This window comes from Pseudomonas sp. GW821-FHT03E01, from assembly GCF_059420765.1.
The window spans coordinates 36932-53655 of the sequence record NZ_JBWKUI010000007.1 but is presented as its reverse complement, the minus strand read 5'-3'; the positions used below and the strand labels follow the sequence as shown (position 1 = coordinate 53655).

The following is a 16724-nucleotide window of genomic DNA, read 5'->3' as shown; positions in this document are numbered from 1 at the left end:
TGCAACTTACATCGTATGAGTGGGACGGTCGGACTTCAGGGCTCCGGCCAGATGGGTTTCGATTCGACTGCGCGCGGTGTTATCGCCTTCGTTGAATTGCACGCCGACTCCAGCGGCGCGGTTGCCCTGGGCACCTTTGGGGGTAATCCAGGTGACCCTGCCGGCGACCGGGATCTTTTCCGGTTCGTCCATCAGGTGCAGCAGCATGAAGACCTCATCGCCCAACTTGTAGCTCTTGTTGGTCGGGATAAACAGGCCACCGTTCTTGATGAATGGCATGTAGGCCGCATAGAGCACGGACCTGTCCTTGATGGTCAAGGACAAAATGCCATTGCGCGGCCCCGGACTGATGGGTTCATTCATGCTGACCTCCATTTCTGATGATCAGAGTCTAGTCACCTCTGGGCAGGCAAGGATACCCATTGCACCAACAGCGCCTCCAGCAACAGCGCCGGATTGAGGTTGGCCTTGCTCATCACTTTCTGCCGCTGGGCTAGAATCCAGTCCTGAATATTCAGGACTTTATCCTGAGCGGCTTTCTGCGCCAGGTATTGAATGACCTTGCGCATGTCCGCCAGCCCCAGCCCCGCTTCATCCTGAGTCAACTGATAACGCAGGATCAGGCTCGACCAGTCGCAGAACCAGTCGAACAGCAGCAACATGGGAATGGTTTTCCATTCCTCGGCCAGTTGCGTCGGCGATTGCTGCTGCTTGAGCAACTTCTTCACGCCCTCGACCACCAGCGCCCGCTGCTCGCGCACGCCCTGGGCCTGCAATTTGACCGCGGCCAATGGCGAACCGGCAGCAAGGGTCAGCAGTTCAATGCGCTCGTCTTCCGAGCAGTCCGGCAACGTCTTGGCCAGCCACGCCAGACTCATGGCTTCGCTCGGCAAAGGACAGGCCTGCTGTACGCAACGGCTCTTGATGGTCGGCAGCAGACGACTGGTCTGGTGGCTGACGAGCAGCAATACGGTGTCGCCGGACGGCTCTTCAAGGCTTTTTAGCAAGGCGTTGGCGGCGTTGATGTTCATCGACTCGACCGGCTCGATCAGCACCACTTTGCGACCGCCCATCTGCGAAGTCTGAACCACGAAGCTGACCAGGTCACGCACCTGATCGACCTTGATCGCCTTGTCTGCCTCTTCCGGTTCCAGGACGTAGTTGTCGGGATGACTACCGGCCTTGAGCAGAAGGCAGGATTTGCATTCACCGCAGGCGCCCTGGGCGGTCGGACGCTGGCACAACAAACTGGCCATCAACCGCTCGGCCAGCGCACGCTTGCCGATCCCGGCCGGGCCATGCAGCAGATAGGCATGGGCGTGCTGGGCACGACCGGCCAATTGCTGCCAGAGACTGTCCTGCCACGGATAGGCTTCAGCCACGGGTCAACTCCAGCAGACGTGGCAGCAAGACATCCAGAGACTGCTGAACCTGCGCCAGCGGTTGAGCGGCATCCACCAGGACATAACGCGCAGGATCCGCTTTGGCACGCTCGAGGAAGGCACTGCGCACGGCATCGAAGAACGTGCGGCCTTCAAGCTCGAAACGGTCCAGGCGACCGCGGGCGCTGGCGCGGGCCAGGCCCACTTCCACCGGCAGATCGAAGATCAGCGTCAAGTCCGGGCGCAGATCGCCCTGCACGAACGTTTCGAGGGTCGCGATGCGCTCCAGCGACAAACCGCGACCACCGCCCTGGTAGGCATAGGTCGAATCGGTAAAACGATCACACAGAACCACCGCACCACGGACCAGCGCCGGGCGGATCACCTCGGCCAGGTGCTGGGCTCGCGCAGCGAACACCAACAGCAGCTCGGTGTCAGGGTTCATGACCTCATCGACCGGCGCCAACAACACATCGCGGATCCGCTCGGCCAGGGGCGTGCCCCCCGGCTCCCGGGTCAACACCACCTCGATCCCGGCGGCGCGCAGACGCTCGGCCAGGTATTCGCGATTGGTGCTCTTGCCGGCACCTTCCGGGCCTTCCAGGGTAATAAACAAGCCAGTCACAGGCAGTCCTTAATCAGAGTCATTGCGGGCTTTGCGGCGCCGGAGCATCCCGCTCGGGTGCTGGCGCAGGCTCTTGTGCAGAGTCTTGCGGCGCTACTTGTGGCACGTCTTCGGCCGCCGTATCAGGCGAAGCCGCCGGGATTGGCGCCTGGGCATCTTCCGTCAGCGGCGTGGTAGTCGGTGCCGGGCTGGAACGGTAATCGGCACGGCGATTGAGCTGGAACTCCCGCACCGCATTGTTATGGGCGTCCAGATCATCGGAGAACACGTGACTGCCATCACCGCGCGCAACAAAATACAGGCTGTTGCCGTCCGCCGGATTCAACGCCGCATGGATCGCCTCGCGGCCGACCATCGCAATCGGTGTCGGCGGCAGGCCAGCGTTCAAGTAAGTGTTATACGGCGTCGGCTCCTTGAGATGGGCGCGGGTCAACTTGCCGTTATAGCGATCGCCCAAGCCGTAGATCACCGTCGGATCGGTCTGCAGCAACATGCCCATCTCCATGCGCCGCACGAACACGCCGGCGATTTGCCCGCGCTCCTGCGGCACGCCGGTTTCCTTTTCCACCAGCGAGGCCATGATCAGCGCCTGATAGGGTTCGGTATAGGGCACGTCGGCAGAACGCTGGCTCCATTCCTTGGCGAGGACTTCGTCGAGACGGTCGTAAGCCTTCTTGAGCAGATCGACGTCAGTCATGCCACGCACGAAACGGTACGTGTCGGGGAAGAAGCGCCCTTCGGGGAAAATCCCGCCGTGCCCGAGCTTGTCCATCACCTGGCTGTCGCTCAAACCGTTGAGGGTCTGTTCGAGCTTTTCATCCTTGGCCAGGGCTGCGCGGACCTGATGGAAATTCCAGCCTTCGACCAGCGTCAGGCTGTACTGAACCATTTCCCCGCGCTTCCACAGGTCGATCAGCCCTTCGACTGTCATGCCGGGAACCATGCGGTATTCGCCGCTGTGCAGCGGTTGGCCCGCCAGGTTGAAGCGCCAGTACACACGCAGCCAGAAAGCGTCCTTGATGACGCCATCGGCTTCAAGTCGAATGAAAGTGCGGTTCGGCGTAGTGCCTTTGGGCACTTCCAACAGCTGTTCCTGGGCGATGTTCAGCGGCTGTTCCAGCGCCGAATGGATTTTCCAGGCGCAAGCGCCCGCCAACAGCCCCGCCAGAACCAGTCCGGTTTCCAGCAGCAGCAATAATTTACGTCTCACGAATCAGGCATCCAGTAGCGCACGGGCAATGGTTTGGAGTTTACGGGTGAGCGGCCCAACCGGCCAGCTCAGTGCGGCATAGGCGCGCACCGGCCAAACGCCATAAACGCTGTTGCAGACAAAGACCTCATCAGCCCATTGCAGCTGTTCGAGGGTAATGTCGATGATTTGTGTGGGAATCCCCAATGACTCGGCTTGAAACAATAATTCGGCACGCATCACGCCTGCCACGCCACAACGTTTGAGATCGGCGGTCACCAGCACGCCATCGCGCACCAGGAACAGATTACTGAACACACCTTCGATCACCCGCCCGACCTGATCCAGCATCAAGCCTTCAGCATGCTCGGTGTCCTGCCATTCGGAACGGGCGATAACCTGCTCCAGACGATTCAGGTGCTTGAGACCGGCAAGCAATGGCTGCTTGGAAAGCCGTGTTGTACAAGGGAACAGGCGCACGCCCTGCTTCGCATGCACAGCCGGATAGGCAGCAGGAGGATTGCCTTGCAGAATGCGCCGGGCCTGGGCCGAGGGATCGGGGGCGTAACCGCGCAGGCTGTCGCCGCGGGTGAGGATGAGTTTGAGCACGCCCTCGCCCAGTGCGGCGGCATAAGCCAGCAGCTCCGCGCGGATCAGCTCATGATCGGCGGCAATCGCCAGGCGCGAACAGCCCTCGGCCAGACGCGACAAATGTCGATCCAGCAACAACGGCTGCCCGCCCTTGACGGCGATGGTCTCGAACAGACCATCGCCGTAAGCCAGGCCGCGATCTTTCAGCGACAAAGCGTCAGCCGGTTGACCGTCGACCCAGCTGTCCATCAGTCAGCGAACCGGCGGAACACCAGCGAGCCATTGGTACCGCCAAATCCGAAGGAGTTGGACAGCACCACGTCGATATCCATGCCGCGCGCGGTGTGGGGTACGAAGTCGAGGTCGCAGCCTTCGTCCGGCTCATCGAGGTTGATGGTCGGCGGGGCTACCTGACTGTTGATTGCCAGCACGCTGAAAATCGCCTCGACCGCCCCTGCGGCACCCAGCAGGTGACCGGTCATGGACTTGGTCGAACTGACGGCCAGCTTGTAGGCGTGATCGCCGAACACCGATTTGATCGCACAGGCTTCGGCGAGGTCGCCAGCCGAGGTCGAGGTGCCATGGGCATTGATGTACTGCACCTGATCACCATTGATCTTCGCATCGCGCAAGGCATTGGTGATGCAACGCGCAGCACCCGCGCCATCGGCCGGTGGCGAGGTCATGTGGTAGGCATCGCCACTGGTGCCGAAACCGATCAGCTCGGCGTAAATGGTCGCGCCACGGGCCTTGGCGTGCTCCAGCTCTTCGAGAACCAGTGCGCCAGCACCGTCGGACAGCACGAAGCCATCACGACCCTTGTCCCATGGACGGCTGGCACGGGCCGGCTCGTCGTTGCGGGTCGACAGTGCGCGGGAGGCACCAAAGCCGCCCATGCCCAGACCACATGCAGCCATCTCGGCGCCACCGGCGATCATTACGTCGGCTTCGTCGTACATGATGTTACGTGCCGCCATGCCAATGCAGTGCGTACCGGTGGTACACGCCGTGGCGATGGCGTAGTTAGGTCCCTGTGCACCCAAGTGAATGGACAGGAAACCGGAAATCATATTGATGATCGAGCCAGGCACGAAAAACGGAGAAATCCGCCGTGGGCCGGAATCATGCAGTGTGCGGCTGGTGTCTTCGATATTGGTCAAACCGCCAATACCCGACCCCATGGCCACGCCGATACGCTCGCGATTGGCGTCGGTAACCTCAAGACCTGCGTTACGCACGGCTTGAAAACCTGCAGCCAGACCGTATTGAATGAACAGGTCGAGTTTGCGGGCTTCCTTGACCGACAAGTATTCCTCGACATTGAAGCCCTTTACCGAGCCGCCAAAGCGGGTGGAATAGGCAGAAAGGTCGGTGTGTTCGATCAGACCAATGCCACTGCGGCCAGCCAGAATGCCCTGCCAGCTGCTCGGCACATCCGTGCCCAGTGGCGACAACATACCCATACCGGTGACTACGACGCGTCTACGCGACACAGCACTCTCCTTTTTTCAAATGACGACTTCGCACAAGGCCTAAAGAAAAAACCGCACGCCATGATGGCAGTGCGGTTTTTCCATGACAGCGAGCGACGACTAAAAACTATTACGCCTGATGGCTGGTAACGTAGTCGATTGCTGCTTGTACAGTAGTGATCTTTTCAGCTTCTTCGTCAGGGATTTCGGTCTCGAATTCCTCTTCCAGAGCCATCACCAGCTCAACGGTGTCAAGGGAGTCGGCACCCAGGTCTTCAACGAAGGAAGCGGTGTTGACCACTTCTTCTTCTTTAACGCCCAGTTGCTCAGCAACGATTTTCTTGACGCGCTCTTCGATGGTGCTCATACCTTGTTTTCACTCCTAATGGACAAATTCAGGCAGCTGGCCAGTGGGTAAGTGTATAGAAAGACTTTTCAGTTTTTCAACTGAAAGCTTCACTCCTCAAACCCTGCGGCCCTCTGCCGATAAAATAGATTGCAGCTTTATAACGGATTTTAGACAGCTCGTATGACATTTTTTTGAAGCAATCCGTCACATTTAACTCATGTACATCCCGCCGTTCACCGGGATTGTAGCCCCAGTAACGTAAGCCGCACCGTCGGACGCAAGAAAAGCGACCACAGATGCGATCTCTTGAGCTTGCCCCAGACGACCCAGCGGAATTTGCGTCTGCAAGGCTTCACGCTGCGCATCGGGCAGTTCGCGGGTCATATCGGTGTCGATGAACCCTGGGGCCACCGAGTTTACCGTAATCGAACGCGAACCGACTTCACGCGCCAGCGCACGGCTGAAACCTTCCAGACCGGCCTTGGCGGCTGCGTAGTTTACTTGGCCTGCGTTGCCCATGGCACCCACAACCGAGCCAATACTGATAATTCGTCCCCAACGGGCTTTGGTCATACCGCGCAAAACGCCCTTGGACAGGCGGAACAGACTGTTCAAGTTGGTGTCGACAACGTCATGCCATTCGTCATCTTTCATGCGCATCATCAGGTTATCGCGGGTGATACCGGCATTATTGACCAGGATCGCCGGCGCACCGAACTGCTCCTGAATGCTCGCCAGCACGGCCGCTACGGACTCGTCGCTGGTGACATTGAGTTCCAGGCCAGTGCCCTGAATACCGTTTTCTTTCAGAGTGGCGGCGATACGCTCGGCACCCGATGCGGAGGTCGCAGTACCAACAACGATGGCACCCTGACGACCCAGCTCCAGAGCGATAGCCTGGCCGATACCACGGCTGGCACCGGTGACCAGTGCAACTTTACCTTGCAGACTCATGCAAGCTTCTCCTTGATCAGACCAGCGCTGCACGGGCGGCAGCGAAAGCATCTGGGGTATTGAGGTTAGAGGTCGACACGCCTTCAGCGCAACGTTTGTTCAGACCGGCCAGGACCTTGCCCGGACCGCACTCGACCAGTTGGGTTGCACCCTTGGCAGCCAGCGCCTGGACCGATTCGACCCAGCGCACAGGCTTGTAAAGCTGCTCAAGCAGATCGCGCTTGAGGGTTTCCAGATCGGCTGGTACGTCGGCACTGACGTTCTGCACTACCGGAATCTGCGGCGCCTGCCAGTCGATCGCTGCGATCGACTCAGCGAATCGCTCGGCGGCCGGACGCATCAACTCGCAGTGGGACGGCACGCTGACCGGCAACGGCATGGCGCGCTTGGCACCACGCGCCTTGCAGCCTTCGATGGCGCGTTCGACCGCAGCCTTGGCGCCGGCAATCACTACCTGGCCCGGCGAGTTGAAGTTGACTGCGCTGACCACTTCACCTTGCGCCGCTTCGGCGCAGGCTGCCAGCACATCAGCATCGTCCAGACCGAGGATAGCGGCCATGCCGCCCTGCCCGGCCGGAACGGCCTCCTGCATCAATTGACCGCGACGCTCTACCAGCTTCACCGCGGCGCCCAGGCTCAGGCTGCCCGCAGCCACCAGGGCGCTGTATTCACCCAGGCTGTGACCGGCAACGTAAGCCGGACGCGCGCCGCCTTCAGCCAGCCACAGACGCCACAAGGCGATCGAGGCAGTCAGAATGGCCGGTTGGGTTTTATCGGTTTGATTGAGTAGTTCTTCCGGCCCTTGCTGGGTCAGCGCCCACAGGTCGTAACCCAGAGCATCGGAAGCTTCTTTGAATGTTTCAAGGACCACCGGGTGTTGCGCGCCCAACTCGGCCAGCATGCCGAGGGACTGCGAACCCTGTCCTGGAAAGACGAATGCGAGGGAAGCAGACATGTAACAAGCCCCTAATGATCTTGTCGTCGGAGAATTGACGTCCCGCCAGGGGAACGCAAGAAACTGACAGTTGGATGGCTCATTGAACTGAGCGGTCACATTTAAGCATTGTCTGACGAAAACGCCTAAGGCAACAAATCTTCCAGGCGCCCATGAAGACGTTCCGGCAAGTTTTCCTGGATCTCGATCAAGGCGCGCTGAATCGCACTCTGGAAGCCCTGAACCCCCGCCGAACCATGACTTTTCACGACAATTCCCTGCAAACCGAGAAAACTTGCGCCGTTATGGCGTGCCGGCGCCAGCTCGGCCTGCAAGCGCTTCATCAGCGGCAGCGCCAGTGCGCCTACCAGTTTCGACGCGAAATTTTTCTTGAACTGGGCCTCGATGCGCCCGGCGATCATGGTCGCCAGGCCTTCGCTGGATTTGAGCAGGATATTGCCGACAAAGCCGTCACACACCACCACATCCGCCTCGCCACGGTACAAACCGTCGCCCTCGACAAACCCGATGTAGTTCAGGCCACGCGCATTTTGCAGCAGGGTCGCCGCCAGCTTGACTTGCTGATTGCCCTTGATGTCTTCGGTGCCGATGTTCAGCAACGCGACCCGTGGACGAACGACGCCCAGGGCTTGCGCCGCCACAGACCCCATCACCGCAAACTGCAACAGATGCTCGGCACTGCAATCGACATTGGCGCCCAGATCGAGCAACTGGCAGAAACCTTTCTCGGTCGGAATGGCGGCGACCATGGCCGGCCGATCGATCCCCGGCAAGGTTTTGAGCACAAACCGCGACAACGCCATCAGCGCACCGGTATTGCCGGCACTGACGCACGCCTGGACCTTGCCATCACGCAACAACTCCAGCGCCACGCGCATCGACGAATCAGGCTTGCCGCGCAGGGCCTGGGCAGGCTTTTCGTCCATGGTGATGACTTCGGACGCCGGCACAATCGACAGGCGCGAGCGATCCGCTGCCGATTGGCCAGCGATCAGTTCTTCAAGTAGGGAGGGTTGACCGACAAGGGTCAGGTGCAGCGAGGGCGTAGCTGACAGACAAGCAAGGCTGGCCTGAACAATGCTGCGGGGACCGAAGTCCCCGCCCATTGCGTCAATCGCGATGACTTGAGCGGACAAGGATTACTCGTCAGCGCCCTTGTCGATCACTTTACGGCCACGGTATACGCCTTCTGGCGATACGTGGTGACGCAGGTGAACTTCACCGGTGGTTTTTTCTACAGACAGGGTGCTAGCCTCGAGAGCATCGTGCGAACGACGCATGTCACGGGCAGAGCGGGATTTTTTGTTCTGCTGAACAGCCATAATTGATTAACTCCTAAACGTTTGGGTCACGCTTTAACTGCGCCAATACACTGAACGGGTTGGACCGCGTTACCTCGTCCTCGCTCGGTTCGGGCTCATCTGCTCCCGCCGGCTGCTGGCATTCTTCCGGATGATGAGCAGGCACAATGGGCAAGGCGAGCAGAAGCTCCTCCTCGATCAGTGACTGCAGATCCAATGGATCTTCGCCCAGTTCCAGCACGTCATAACCTTTCGGCAACGACTGGGTATTCGCACCCTCCTTCACCACAGCATAACTGCATTCGCTATGGATCGGCAGGGTGACCAGCTCAAGACAACGCTGGCAAACCATTTTGACTTCGGTGTCGATAAAGCTGTGGATTACCACAGACTTACGTTCATCTCGTTCAAAAACGAATTTAGCCTGCACCGTACCGACATTGTCGGAAAGCGGGTCGCAGAGTCTCTCCAAATCGGCCAGCAGCATTTCACCTTGAAGGGTGGTGCCACGGTCAGCCAATTTGCGCGGGTCAACGTGAGGTGGAATCGGGTCATTCAACATAGGCGCAGCATTATAGGGATGCCCCCAGCCATGTCAAAGGAAATTCAGCCCTGTCCGCCACTTGAGCCTGCGTTAGAATTCGCCCCTTGCCCTTTGGAGATGCGCATGCTGCCTTTATTACTCGCTTCAAGCTCGGTTTATCGCCGGGAATTGCTGGCCCGCCTGCAGCTGCCGTTTACTTGCAGCTCGCCGGATATTGACGAAAGCCATCGCCCGAACGAATCAGCCATCGAACTGGTAAAGCGCCTCGCCGAAGAAAAAGCCCGGGCACTTACCGCCAGTCATCCTGCTCACCTGATCATCGGTTCGGACCAGGTCGCGGTACTTGGCCAGCGAATTATCGGCAAGCCACACAGCTTCGAAAAGGCCCGCGAACAACTGCTGGCATCGAGCGGTGCCAGCGTGACATTCCTCACCGGCCTGGCATTGCTCAACAGCCAGACCGGCCACTGCCAGGTCGACTGCGTGCCGTTTACCGTGCACATGCGCGCACTCGACGAAGCACGCATCGAACGCTACCTGCACGCCGAACAGCCCTACGACTGCGCTGGCAGCTTCAAGGCTGAAGGATTGGGGGTGAGCCTGTTTCAAAGCACCGAAGGCCCTGACGCCACCAGCCTGATCGGCCTGCCACTGATTCGCCTGGTTGACATGTTGCTGGCTGAAGGCGTGCAAATACCCTGAACCGCTGCGCGCGCACAAAAAAACCGGCCACACAGGCCGGTTTTTTATGCAGACAACGATCAGCGCAACGCCGGCCCCTGGAAGCCCATCCACATCGCCAAATGCTCAGCCACGCTGGCACCGAGCTTTTTCGAGAAGCGATCAAACGGCGACTCCTCGATAGTGAAGTCCACCAGCTCTTTCTCGCCAATCACGTCACGCGCCACCGAACTGGCACTGCCCAGACCATCAATCAAGCCCAGCGGCAGCGCCTGCTCACCGGACCAGACCAGCCCGGAGAACAGCTCCGGATGATCTTTGTCCTTGAGACGATCGCCACGCCCCTTCTTGACGCTACTGATGAACTGCTGATGAGTGGTGTCGAGCACACCCTGCCAGAACTGAGTTTCTTCAGGCTTCTGCGGCTGGAACGGATCGAGGAATGATTTGTGCTCGCCAGAGGTGTAGGTACGACGCTCGACACCCAATTTTTCCATGGTGCCGACAAAACCGTAACCGGCCGCGGTCACACCAATGGAACCCACCAGGCTCGCCTTGTCGGCATAGATCTGATCTGCCGCACTGGCAATGTAATAGGCACCGGAAGCTCCCAGATCCGAGATCACCGCGTAAACCTTGGTATCCGGATGCAAGCCGCGCAAACGACGAATCTCGTCATAGACATAACCCGACTGCACCGGACTGCCGCCCGGACTGTTGATCCGCAGGATCACACCCTTGACCTTGTTGTCCTCGAAGGCTTTACGCAGACTGCCTACGATATTATCTGCACTCGCCGGTTCTTTGTCGGCGATCATGCCGGTTATATCGATCAGCGCCGTGTAAGCGGAACCGCGAGTGGCGCTTTTTTCCATATCCATCAGCGGCGAGAACAAGAACAACGCAAGCAACAGATATGCAAAGGTCAGCAGCTTGAAGAAAATCCCCCAGCGACGGGATCGGCGATGCTCCTGCACACTGGCCAGCAGGGTCTTTTCCAGCAGCTTCCAGCTTTTTTCGTCACCGCTCTCCGCGCTCGCCTTGGCGGGTGCTTTCCATTCGTCGGTCATGACATTTACCCCTGCAAAAAACCGTTATGCCCGCTGACTCAGCCAGGCGCGCAATTCTGAAAAACGATCAATGGACAGCCGCGGTTCGAACTGCTGCAACGCCTCAATCGATTGAGCGCCATAGCTGACCGCCACCGAATCCATGCCGGCGTTGCGCGCCATCTGCAGATCGAAGGACGAATCCCCGACCATCAGCGCCTGCTCCGGACGAACCTCGCAATGGGCGAGAATCTGCTCAAGCATCAACGGATGGGGCTTGCTGGCCGTTTCATCGGCTGCGCGAGTGACATCAAAATAATCTTCCCAACCGTGAGCTTTCAGCACCCGGTCCAGCCCGCGCCGAGCCTTGCCGGTGGCAACCGCCAGGTGATAGCCGTCAGCACGAAACGCCTCCATCGACTCAAGCACGCCCTCGAACAACGGCGAAGGAACAGCCTCTGCCGCGATGTAGTGCTCCGCATAATAGTCACGGAAAGCCATAAGCTCGCCATCGCCGATCTCGGGATACAAAGTCCGAATCGCCTCCGGCAACCCGAGACCGATAATGCCTTTGACCGCAAAATCATCGCGCAACGGGAAGCCAGAGCGCCTGGACGCCACGTGCATCGCCTCGACAATCCGACCAATGGAGTCTGCGAGCGTACCGTCCCAATCGAAAATCAGCAGCTTGTAATCAGATGGGCGCACTCAATCGCTCCACGGTTTTGGCCCACATCTCGTCGACCGGTGCCTGCAACTTCAGCTCGCCGCCATCAGGCAGCGGCACGGTCAGCATGTAGGCATGCAGGAATAGACGCTTGCCGCCCAGGTCACGAATTTCCTTGCTGAAATCTTCATCGCCGTACTTGGTGTCGCCGGCGATGCAATGCCCGGCATGCAAAGTATGGACGCGAATCTGGTGAGTGCGACCGGTGATCGGCTTGGCTTCGACCATGGTGGCAAAGTCACCGAAGCGGCGCAGCACCTTGAACACGGTAAGAGCCTCCTTGCCTTCTTCGTCGACTTCGACCATGCGCTCGCCGGAGCGCAGATTGCTCTTTTGCAACGGCGCACGGACTTGTTTGATCGAGGTCGCCCAGTTGCCGCGCACCAGCGCCATATAGCGCTTGTCGACGCCATCACCGCGCAATGCGGCGTGCAAGTGACGCAACATGCTGCGCTTTTTGGCGATCATCAGCAGGCCGGACGTGTCCCGGTCGAGGCGGTGAACCAACTCGAGCTCTTTTGCATCAGGACGTAACTGACGAAAGGCTTCGATGACGCCGTAATTCAAGCCGCTGCCGCCGTGAACCGCGATGCCAGCGGGCTTGTTGATCACGATCAGCGCCTTGTCTTCATAGACAATCGAGGCCTCGAGCCGCTGCAGCAGCCCCTGCGCCAGTGGCACGGGCTCGTCGCGCTCGGGCACGCGAACCGGCGGCACGCGCACGATGTCGCCCGCCTGCAGCTTGTATTCGGGCTTGATCCGACCTTTGTTCACCCGCACTTCGCCTTTACGCAAAATGCGGTAAATCAAGGTCTTGGGCACGCCTTTGAGCCGAGCGAGAAGGAAGTTATCAATACGTTGGCCGGCATATTCCGGCGAGACCTCAAGCAGTTGTACGCCTGGGGTCGAAGGGGCAGTAGTCGTCATGGTGCAGATGATAACAATTTTTTATGGAATTGAAGCACTTAATCATTGCTGCTATAGTCGCGAACGCCGCCAAAAGTGGCCTGGACAGCGGACTAACGGTCAAAAACCGGCCCTGACCAACGCAATTCACGAGGACGAGAGGCCGTCCTACGGGGCTTTCGCTACGTAACGGCAGAGTTTGCAGTTGTAACAAGCGCAGGTGACATAAGGCCTGAATCATGCCGCAAAGCAGAGTTTTCACTCGCCTTCCGAGCAAATATTCACGGCCAGTTCACAAAGTGCAGTCAGCTGCAAACGACCCCGAGCGAACGCTTCGGAAACAACGCCTAAATTAGCCATGATGCGTGACCTCCCCTTTCGGAGCTCACGGTAAATGCCAACCCGCTGCGGATTCTGCGCGCGGCAGCACCCGAATTATCAGGGATACGTGTAGGGTGGAGATGCACAACCGCTGGACTGTGTAGCAATAGGCTTTATCAAGACGCTTCATCTCGTCCACAGCCGCCGGTTGATTCCTCCTCCTGACTGAGTGCTTAAGTAGCCACAGCAAGCAGGACGCGTACGTCGCGATACCGGCCCAATTGGTCGGACATCGCTGGACACGGGAATGGCCAACCGCTCCCGACGCACCTGACACCGACCGTGAGAAGTCGTGTGTGCCGAACGCCGTTTCCGGCAGCCCGGAAACCGACGGTACTACATGAAAAGAATGCTGATTAACGCGACTCAACCTGAAGAGTTGCGTGTTGCACTGGTAGATGGCCAACGCCTCTACGACCTGGACATCGAATCCGGTGCACGCGAGCAGAAGAAGGCCAACATCTATAAAGGCCGGATTACTCGCATCGAACCAAGCCTTGAGGCTGCCTTTGTCGATTTCGGCTCTGAGCGCCACGGCTTCCTGCCCCTCAAAGAAATCTCCCGCGAATACTTCAAGAAAACTCCCGAAGGCCGCGTCAACATCAAGGACGTCCTGAGCGAAGGCCAGGAAGTCATCGTTCAAGTCGAAAAAGAAGAACGTGGCAACAAGGGCGCCGCCCTGACCACCTTCATCAGCCTGGCCGGTCGTTACCTGGTTCTGATGCCGAACAACCCGCGTGCCGGCGGTATCTCCCGTCGCATCGAAGGTGAAGAGCGCAACGAACTGCGTGAAGCCCTCAACGGCCTGGTTGCACCGGCCGACATGGGTCTGATCGTTCGCACTGCCGGCCTTGGCCGCAGCAGCGAAGAAATGCAGTGGGACCTCGACTACCTGCTGCAACTCTGGACCGCCATCAAAGAAGCCTCGCTGGACCGCGCCGCGCCGTTCCTGATCTACCAGGAAAGCAACGTGATCATCCGCGCCATCCGCGATTACCTGCGCCAGGACATCGGCGAAGTGCTGATCGACAGCGTTGAAGCCCAGGACGAAGCCCTGACCTTCATTCGCCAGGTGATGCCGCAGTACGCCAGCAAGATCAAGCTGTACGAAGACAGCGTTCCGCTGTTCAACCGCTTCCAGATCGAAAGCCAGATCGAAACCGCCTTTCAGCGCGTCGTCGAACTGCCTTCCGGCGGCTCCATCGTCATCGATCCGACCGAAGCCCTGGTGTCCATCGACATCAACTCGGCGCGCGCCACCAAAGGCAGCGACATCGAAGAAACCGCTCTGCAGACCAACCTTGAAGCCGCCGAAGAAATCGCCCGTCAGTTGCGCTTGCGCGACATCGGCGGCCTGATCGTCATCGACTTCATCGACATGACCCCTGCCAAGAACCAGCGCGCCGTGGAAGAGAAAGTCCGCGAATGCCTGGAAGCCGACCGCGCCCGCGTGCAAGTCGGTCGCATCTCGCGCTTCGGCCTGCTGGAAATGTCCCGTCAGCGCCTGCGTCCATCGCTGGGCGAAAGCAGCGGCATCGTTTGCCCGCGTTGCAACGGCACCGGCATCATCCGTGACGTTGAATCGCTGTCGCTGGCGATCCTGCGCCTGATCGAAGAAGAAGCCCTGAAAGACCGCACCGCCGAAGTTCGCGCACAAGTGCCGATCCCGGTGGCAGCGTTCCTGCTCAACGAAAAACGCAACTCGATCACCAAGATCGAACTGCGCACCCGCGCCCGCATCGTCATTCTGCCGAACGATCACCTCGAAACGCCGCACTTCGAAGTTCAGCGTCTGCGTGATGACAGCCCGGAAGCCAGCATCAACCAGTCCAGCTACGAGATCGCTGCTGCCGCTGCGGAAGTCGAAGAAGTCCAGCCAGCCGCCGCGACCCGCACCCTGGTTCGCCAGGAAGCCGCAGTCAAGACTGCACCGGCTCGCGCCAATGCTCCGGTGCCGACCGAAGTCGTCGCCGCTCCGGTAGCTGCGCCGGTTGCCGCGCCTGAGCCAAGCCTGTTCAAGGGCCTGGTGAAGTCGCTGATCAGCCTGTTCGCGACCAAGGAAGAGCCAGTTGCGCCGGTCGTGGTTGAAAAACCAGCGACTACCGAGCGCCCTGCCCGCAACGAAGAGCGTCGCAACGGTCGTCAGCAGAGCCGCAACCGTAACGGTCGCCGCGATGAAGAGCGCAAGCCTCGTGAGGAACGTGCACCGCGTGAAGAGCGCGCACCACGTGAGCCACGCGAAGAGCGTCAACCACGCGAAGCCCGCGAAGAAACGCCAGTAGTAGCCCGCGAAGAGCGCGCACCACGCGCCCCTCGTGAAGAACGTGCACCGCGCGCACCGCGTGAAGATCGCAAGCCACGTGGCGATCGTGAAGAACGTCCGGTTCGTGAACTGCGCGAGCCTCTGGATGCCGCTCCGGCCGCCGCTGCCACCGCTGAAGAGCGTCCGGCCCGTCAGCCACGCGAAGAGCGCGCTCCACGCCCACCGCGTGAAGAACGTCAACCACGCACCGAGCAAGCCGCTGCTGCCGCTGCCGAAGAAGAGCTGCCAACCAACGAAGAGCAACTGCAGGAAGATGGTCAGGAAGTCGCCGAAGGCGATCGTCCACGCCGCCGCTCCCGTGGCCAGCGTCGTCGCAGCAACCGTCGTGAGCGTCAGCGCGATGCCAACGGCAACGTGATCGAAGGTTCGGAAGAGTCCGAATCCACTGAAAACGCCGAAGCGCCAAGCGCTGCCGATCTGGCCGCCGGCCTGGCTGTTACCGCAGCCGTTGCCAGCACCGTGATCAGCGCACCTGCTGAAGCACAAGCCAACGAGCAAGCCGAACGCGCTACTGCTGCCACTCTGGAAACCGCTCCGGTTGAAGCGCCAGTGGTTGAAGCGAGCACGCCGGTGGAAGTCATCGCCGCTCCGGAAATCGAAGTGGCCCCGGTTCGTGAAGCACAGCCTGAAGTTGAAGCTGCCGCCGAACCAGTGGTTGCTGCAGAACCTGTCGTTGAAGCACCAGTGGCTGAACAGGTACGCGAAGTTCGTGAAGAACAAACCACGTTCAACTGGGTTGCCGAGCCACCGGTTGCTGTCGAAGCTCCAGCGCCAGTCGCTGAGGCTCCGGTTGCTGAAGCCCCAGCGGCTGAAGCCACGGTCTCCGAGCCAGTGGTTGCGGCTGCCGAGCCTGCTCCGCTGCTTGAAGCACCGGTGGTTGCCGAAGCTGCACCCGTGGTCGAAGCCGCCCCTGTCAGCGCTCTGACTCCAAGTGGCCGTGCGCCGAACGACCCGCGTGAAGTACGTCGTCGCAAGCGTGAAGCCGAGCGTCTGCAGAAGGAAGCCGAACTGGCTGCCGCTGCTGCTCCGGCCGCTGCCGAGCCAGCACCGGTCGTTGCTGAAGTCGTCGAGGCAGCCCCTGCCCCGGCCGCTGAAGTGTCTGCCGAGCCGGTTGAATCCGTGATCGACGAAGCACCGCGCTCCGTACAGGAAGCGGTAGAGCAACACGAGCAAGCCCTGGAAAAAGAGCACGAGCCTAAACCCCTCGCCTGATTCCATCGGCCACTAAAAAGCCCCGCCTGGTGATCCCATGCGGGGCTTTTTTATGTCGGTTGCTTCGCAGGAAAACCGCGATG

17 protein-coding genes are annotated in these 16724 nt (G+C 59.7%); 2 read left to right on the top strand and 15 right to left on the bottom strand.

The features are described 5' to 3' along the window. Positions 1 to 6: 6 nt before the first annotated feature. From AC07VO_RS13445 to AC07VO_RS13390, 12 genes are all read right to left on the bottom strand, one after another. Positions 7 to 363 carry a PilZ domain-containing protein gene (locus tag AC07VO_RS13445; RefSeq protein WP_018926214.1) on the bottom strand — a complete coding sequence of 119 codons (357 nt, stop codon included), beginning with the start codon at positions 361 to 363 and terminating at the stop codon, positions 7 to 9. 32 nt (positions 364 to 395) lie between these two features. Continuing rightward, complete coding sequence (locus AC07VO_RS13440) at positions 396 to 1382, bottom strand: DNA polymerase III subunit delta' (protein WP_018926215.1); 987 nt, start codon at positions 1380 to 1382, stop codon at positions 396 to 398. Further along, the gene (tmk, locus tag AC07VO_RS13435; RefSeq protein WP_018926216.1) at positions 1375 to 2007 is read right to left on the bottom strand and encodes a dTMP kinase; all 633 of its coding nucleotides are present in this window, start codon (positions 2005 to 2007) and stop codon (positions 1375 to 1377) included. The genes AC07VO_RS13440 and tmk overlap by 8 nt, the downstream gene beginning before the upstream one ends. A 19-nt stretch (positions 2008 to 2026) precedes the next feature. Then, positions 2027 to 3217 (bottom strand): endolytic transglycosylase MltG, encoded by a 1191-nt coding sequence (mltG, locus tag AC07VO_RS13430; protein ID WP_495007578.1) that lies wholly within the window; start codon positions 3215 to 3217, stop codon positions 2027 to 2029. Between the two features lie 3 nt (positions 3218 to 3220). Continuing rightward, on the bottom strand, positions 3221 to 4036 hold the full coding sequence (gene pabC, locus AC07VO_RS13425) for an aminodeoxychorismate lyase (RefSeq protein ID WP_064616590.1): 816 nt from the start codon (positions 4034 to 4036) through the stop codon (positions 3221 to 3223). After that, positions 4036 to 5280: a beta-ketoacyl-ACP synthase II gene (fabF, locus tag AC07VO_RS13420; protein ID WP_026286429.1), complete on the bottom strand. Its 1245-nt coding sequence runs from the start codon at positions 5278 to 5280 to the stop codon at positions 4036 to 4038. Before fabF ends, pabC begins: the two co-directional genes overlap by 1 nt. A gap of 109 nt (positions 5281 to 5389) precedes the next feature. Further along, positions 5390 to 5626 carry an acyl carrier protein gene (gene acpP, locus AC07VO_RS13415; protein WP_003175607.1) on the bottom strand — a complete coding sequence of 79 codons (237 nt, stop codon included), beginning with the start codon at positions 5624 to 5626 and terminating at the stop codon, positions 5390 to 5392. 192 nt (positions 5627 to 5818) lie between these two features. Continuing rightward, a complete protein-coding gene (gene fabG, locus AC07VO_RS13410; protein WP_064616588.1) occupies positions 5819 to 6562 on the bottom strand; it encodes a 3-oxoacyl-ACP reductase FabG in 744 nt (247 codons plus the stop codon). 16 nt (positions 6563 to 6578) lie between these two features. Continuing rightward, entirely contained in the window at positions 6579 to 7517 is a 939-nt protein-coding gene (fabD, locus tag AC07VO_RS13405) for an ACP S-malonyltransferase (RefSeq protein WP_026286430.1), read from the bottom strand. Positions 7518 to 7642: 125 nt separating this feature from the next. Beyond that, the gene (gene plsX / locus AC07VO_RS13400; protein ID WP_018926222.1) at positions 7643 to 8653 is read right to left on the bottom strand and encodes a phosphate acyltransferase PlsX; all 1011 of its coding nucleotides are present in this window, start codon (positions 8651 to 8653) and stop codon (positions 7643 to 7645) included. A 3-nt stretch (positions 8654 to 8656) separates the two neighbouring features. Beyond that, positions 8657 to 8839, bottom strand: coding sequence for a 50S ribosomal protein L32 (gene rpmF, locus AC07VO_RS13395; RefSeq protein WP_003179396.1), 183 nt, complete (start codon positions 8837 to 8839; stop codon positions 8657 to 8659). 13 nt (positions 8840 to 8852) lie between these two features. After that, positions 8853 to 9380 carry a YceD family protein gene (locus tag AC07VO_RS13390; RefSeq protein WP_007942001.1) on the bottom strand — a complete coding sequence of 176 codons (528 nt, stop codon included), beginning with the start codon at positions 9378 to 9380 and terminating at the stop codon, positions 8853 to 8855. Positions 9381 to 9485: 105 nt separating this feature from the next. On the opposite strand from AC07VO_RS13390, the gene AC07VO_RS13385 reads away from it, so the two are divergent. Continuing rightward, the gene (locus tag AC07VO_RS13385) at positions 9486 to 10064 is read left to right on the top strand and encodes a Maf family protein (RefSeq protein ID WP_442115304.1); all 579 of its coding nucleotides are present in this window, start codon (positions 9486 to 9488) and stop codon (positions 10062 to 10064) included. A gap of 59 nt (positions 10065 to 10123) precedes the next feature. On the opposite strand, the gene sppA is transcribed toward AC07VO_RS13385, so the two are convergent. From sppA to rluC, 3 genes are read right to left on the bottom strand one after another with little or no spacing between them, the layout of a single operon-like run. Beyond that, positions 10124 to 11113, bottom strand: a complete 990-nt coding sequence (gene sppA / locus AC07VO_RS13380) for a signal peptide peptidase SppA (protein WP_064616586.1) — start codon at positions 11111 to 11113, stop codon at positions 10124 to 10126. A gap of 24 nt (positions 11114 to 11137) precedes the next feature. Continuing rightward, a complete protein-coding gene (locus tag AC07VO_RS13375) occupies positions 11138 to 11800 on the bottom strand; it encodes an HAD-IA family hydrolase (protein WP_018926225.1) in 663 nt (220 codons plus the stop codon). Next, positions 11787 to 12746 carry a 23S rRNA pseudouridine(955/2504/2580) synthase RluC gene (gene rluC / locus AC07VO_RS13370; protein ID WP_007941997.1) on the bottom strand — a complete coding sequence of 320 codons (960 nt, stop codon included), beginning with the start codon at positions 12744 to 12746 and terminating at the stop codon, positions 11787 to 11789. The genes AC07VO_RS13375 and rluC overlap by 14 nt, the downstream gene beginning before the upstream one ends. 700 nt (positions 12747 to 13446) lie before the next feature. On the opposite strand from rluC, the gene rne reads away from it, so the two are divergent. Beyond that, the gene (rne, locus tag AC07VO_RS13365) at positions 13447 to 16641 is read left to right on the top strand and encodes a ribonuclease E (protein ID WP_230139462.1); all 3195 of its coding nucleotides are present in this window, start codon (positions 13447 to 13449) and stop codon (positions 16639 to 16641) included. The last annotated feature ends 83 nt before the right edge of the window (positions 16642 to 16724 follow it).

Excerpts from the sequence above, each read along its gene's own strand:
- acpP (WP_003175607.1), bottom strand. The coding sequence starts at position 5,626 with ATGAGCACCATCGAAGAGCGCGTCAAGAAAATCGTTGCTGAGCAACTG.
- rpmF (WP_003179396.1), bottom strand. The coding sequence starts at position 8,839 with ATGGCTGTTCAGCAGAACAAAAAATCCCGCTCTGCCCGTGACATGCGT.
- sppA (WP_064616586.1), bottom strand. The coding sequence starts at position 11,113 with ATGACCGACGAATGGAAAGCACCCGCCAAGGCGAGCGCGGAGAGCGGT.
- AC07VO_RS13445 (WP_018926214.1), bottom strand. The coding sequence starts at position 363 with ATGAATGAACCCATCAGTCCGGGGCCGCGCAATGGCATTTTGTCCTTG.
- fabG (WP_064616588.1), bottom strand. The coding sequence starts at position 6,562 with ATGAGTCTGCAAGGTAAAGTTGCACTGGTCACCGGTGCCAGCCGTGGT.
- rne (WP_230139462.1), top strand. The coding sequence starts at position 13,447 with ATGAAAAGAATGCTGATTAACGCGACTCAACCTGAAGAGTTGCGTGTT.
- AC07VO_RS13385 (WP_442115304.1), top strand. The coding sequence starts at position 9,486 with ATGCTGCCTTTATTACTCGCTTCAAGCTCGGTTTATCGCCGGGAATTG.
- pabC (WP_064616590.1), bottom strand. The coding sequence starts at position 4,036 with ATGGACAGCTGGGTCGACGGTCAACCGGCTGACGCTTTGTCGCTGAAA.
- fabD (WP_026286430.1), bottom strand. The coding sequence starts at position 7,517 with ATGTCTGCTTCCCTCGCATTCGTCTTTCCAGGACAGGGTTCGCAGTCC.
- AC07VO_RS13390 (WP_007942001.1), bottom strand. The coding sequence starts at position 9,380 with ATGTTGAATGACCCGATTCCACCTCACGTTGACCCGCGCAAATTGGCT.
- rluC (WP_007941997.1), bottom strand. The coding sequence starts at position 12,746 with ATGACGACTACTGCCCCTTCGACCCCAGGCGTACAACTGCTTGAGGTC.